Origin of the sequence: Pseudomonas sp. MWU12-3103b, from assembly GCF_023100615.1 — a bacterium.
In the GTDB taxonomy this organism is placed as follows: Bacteria; Pseudomonadota; Gammaproteobacteria; order Pseudomonadales; family Pseudomonadaceae; genus Aquipseudomonas; species Aquipseudomonas putida_A.
Map to the genome: position 1 here is coordinate 1 of NZ_JALMEY010000035.1, position 3,517 is coordinate 3,517.

The window sequence follows — 3,517 nt, forward strand, 5'->3', positions numbered from 1 at the left end:
TTTAAATGTTGGTGCAGAGTGAAGTCTATTATTTACTTTAAATCCACTTTCTACATACTTCGCTCAGAGCCTCGAAGTTAGTTCTGAGCGAATGGCAGGACTGCTTAGTTCTCGCCTGACCAGTACCATAGTGTGTCGCCCCAATCTGATTTATCAAATTTAGGCATCAGTTCGCCTTGTTGAAAATAACGGCTTGAATTGGCAAGTGCTGGAGTAAACCAGATACCTTCTTTGGGGCACGGTTTTCCAGATTCGACACGAACTGGAGTAGTAATATTGTCTTCTCGGTCGAATCGAGCATACCAACGCGCGGTGCTTTCTTTCTCGAAGCAATTCCCGTGTGGAGAATAATTATGCAACTGACTAGGCGCAGGGATGCGGAGTGATTTAACTATTTTGTTGACGGCTAAGTAAGGGGGGGGCGCGCCGTCTTCGATTGCACCGAGTTGAGGATGATCTCCAGCGCGGAGGATCAAGCCGCGACTGTATCGCTCTATATGAACATCGCCGCGGCCTTTAAACGATTGACGTAGAACGTCCTCTCCACCAAGTTGCTGCACAAAATGATCGCCTAACACAGTTTGCCAATTCACCCCTTTGATAGAGTCGATCAGGTGGATAGTCAAGCTATGTGGCATTGAGTCAACCTCAAGCCCCAAGTACTGTTGGGCGAGTTCAAACTCCATTGGTAAATAGCTATCGAAGTCATAAGGAAGAATTGTTGATAAGCCACCATATCCGTGTTCTGCGTTGATTTTTGAACTCAGAAAATTTATCCAATGATTGTATCGAGATAATCCGAGTTTGGTGGTTATAAACTGCCAAGGAAGTACGATTTTTATATATGATCGAGCATGGTCGCCGTGCAACTCCCGGCTGTTCATGGATGAAATTCCGTAATCTTCAGCCTGATAGATGCTGGCGGCGCTGGTTAATTGCCATTCGTATTGATCATGTGGGCCTGAACGTATTATTTTTTCTACGGTTTTTTCAAAATTTTGCGGGGTAAGCTTGGAGTGTTTTTCTTTAATCTGGCCTTTTAAGTGAACGCCGAATTCTTGGTAAAATGCCCGAAAGCAATCCATTACGGCTATTTTGACGTCAGTGGTATAACCATTTTTAAAGTATAGCGTCGCGATTACGCCGAGTTTGACTACTGGTGTTCCGTCTGAAAGCTCAAATGACAAATCTTCTGCACGATTTTCGAGGTTTTTAATTTTGTCGTTCACTGTGGTTCTCAGCTAATAATTAATATGCTAAACGAGGCGCGGGCATGGTGATCGCTTTGTTCAATACTTGGACCAGTACGGGCCAAAACCGCACAGCAAATTTGATTATCAGCATCAGCCCTGCGACCAGTGCTGCTGGAATTCCAAGCGCAATAACTGCTTCGCCTACAACAATGATTACAATGGCGGTTGCAACTGCTGAGCCTACAAATACTAGCCAATGAACCCAATCAACTTCGCGTAACGCCTCAAGTGTCAAGTCAGTATGTTTCTGTATTTCTAGCCAGATTTCGCGTATTTGATCATCTGTCCAACGTATTACTTCGCCCCCGGTCTCGCTGACCCATTCCCAAGCTTTCTGTGATTCCAGACGTACCCACTCGCTGTGAGAGCTGACCCAAGTTGATGCTTTTTCAAGATGTTCTAAAACTTCTCGCGACACGTCGCGAAGACCCTGCCCAGCTTGCTCTAGGAGGCTGTCCACTGCCGCATCGATTTTTTGTGTCCAGCGTTCTATCTGTGCAGGTTTTGGAATAGGTTGGGGACCGTATACCGGAACAGGTGTGGGCGCGTCTTTAGGCGGTCGCTGGGGTAGGGGCGGTAGGGTCCATTTGTTTGGGTCGTAAGCGTGTGTGGGTTTTTGTTCCCTATTGTATTTCTTGTCTTCCTTGCGATCATCTTCGCTTCGACAGTCCTTCACCTCCAGTACCGCAAATCGGTCGAGGTCTCCTGCGATGCGTTCATAGTCCACGCGTTGGCCTCTTCCCAGTACATCGCCTGGGAATTTTACTTCGATAACTCTTTCAAGATTGTCCTTATGAGATGCCCCGTCGTGATCCTGACATTCTAAGCCAGGCCAACGAATTTGGTCATCTTTGACGATAATGACATCTGGTCGACGCAAGTATCCTGCCATTGAATCGCTCGGGAAGAACGTCATGGTATGGCGACGACCAGGATCAGGTTGTCTCCCACTTACTAACGAGGTACTGAGGTACGGAATTGGGTGCTTATTTGGAGGCGGTCTCATATCGAAGCTGACTTCTGCTTTGTACTCGAAGAAGAAGTCACGGAGAAACTCATCGACTTTAATAAGACCACTCATGACTAGCTGCTTGAGTTCTGCGTCCGACTCACTGCCGTCTTTCAAGCGTTTAACAGATAGCTTTGGAAATAAAAGGCCATACTGGGCTTTTTCCATAAGGTAAGTCTGATTAGGCGCAGATACAGTGCCTATAGTGACTTCGCCCTCAATACTTGTTGTCGTACACCCCTTTGGTGCCTGTGGCGTTTCAGCTACACCCATTTGTCAGCCCTCTTTCTCATTCAGGTAGTCCATTACTATCTCGGAGGGCGCGCTTTCACCGACCCGAATCAACGGCTTTTTCTTTTCTGGTTTCCGCTCCGGTGTCAATAATTCCACTGGCGCTGGTTCAGCAGTACGCGCTAAGAAAGTTTTGCCTTCATGGTCGGCGTAACCCGTGATTCGAGTCCCATCGGCAAACTTGAGAGTGTATGCACTACCTACCGCGGGCTGCCCAGTTTTTTCATCGAGTAGCTGATAGCGAGCTTTGTGACTGCGCGGCGCGCTTTGCAGCAATTTTCCCGCCTTGTCCGACGCTGCCAACCCCGGAATCAACGGCACCAAAATCCCGATCCCGGTCCCCACACCCGGCGCACCACCGGTATTCACCTTCACCTCAGCCCCGCTGATGGTCACCCCACCCGCATCGACCTTCACAAAGCTCCCACCCGCCTTGGCGGTCAGCTCCATGCCACCCTCGATCACCACTTTCTCACCCGCGTGATAGTGAATCTCGGTCCCGGCCTCGACAAACTGCGCCGTACCTACCTTCACATGCTGCGTCACGCCCACCGTCAGGTGATCGTCCGCGCGCATCTCGCTGATGCGATCCAGATGCGTAATCCGGTGCTCCTCAACCTTGAATTCGCTCAGGGTGTTGGCTTCAACCGTGTCATGCCGCTCATTGCCCACGCGGATCTTCTGGTCATGCTCGATGTTTTCATCCCAATCGCGCTGGGCATGGATGTAGATCTGCTCCACACCCTTTTTGTCTTCAATCCGAAACTCGTTGTAGCCCTTGCCGCCCGGGGAGCTGAGGGTTTTGAAGGTGCTGCGGGTTTTGTTTGCCGGCAGGTCGTAGGGGACGACGTTCTCCTTGTGGTACAGGCAGCCGGTGACGAGTGGCTGGTCGGGGTCGCCTTCGAGGAAGGTGACGAGGACTTCCATGCCGATGCGCGGGATGGCGATGCCGCCGTAGGCGGCG

Annotated in this window: 3 protein-coding genes; all 3 read right to left on the reverse strand. The window is 50.0% G+C overall.

What is annotated here, in order from left to right:
* Positions 1 to 104 precede the first annotated feature (104 nt).
* The gene (locus M0808_RS28335) at positions 105 to 1,229 is read right to left on the reverse strand and encodes a type VI immunity family protein (protein WP_247843187.1); all 1,125 of its coding nucleotides are present in this window, start codon (positions 1,227 to 1,229) and stop codon (positions 105 to 107) included.
* Between the two features lie 19 nt (positions 1,230 to 1,248).
* Positions 1,249 to 2,535, reverse strand: coding sequence for a VRR-NUC domain-containing protein (locus M0808_RS28340; protein WP_247843188.1), 1,287 nt, complete (start codon positions 2,533 to 2,535; stop codon positions 1,249 to 1,251).
* Positions 2,536 to 2,538: 3 nt separating this feature from the next.
* The coding region (locus M0808_RS28345) for a phage baseplate assembly protein V (protein ID WP_247843189.1) at positions 2,539 to 3,517 on the reverse strand (979 nt) is incomplete at its 5' end.

Coding starts and splice junctions, on each gene's coding strand:
- M0808_RS28340 (WP_247843188.1), bottom strand. CDS start 2,535: ATGGGTGTAGCTGAAACGCCACAGGCACCAAAGGGGTGTACGACAACA.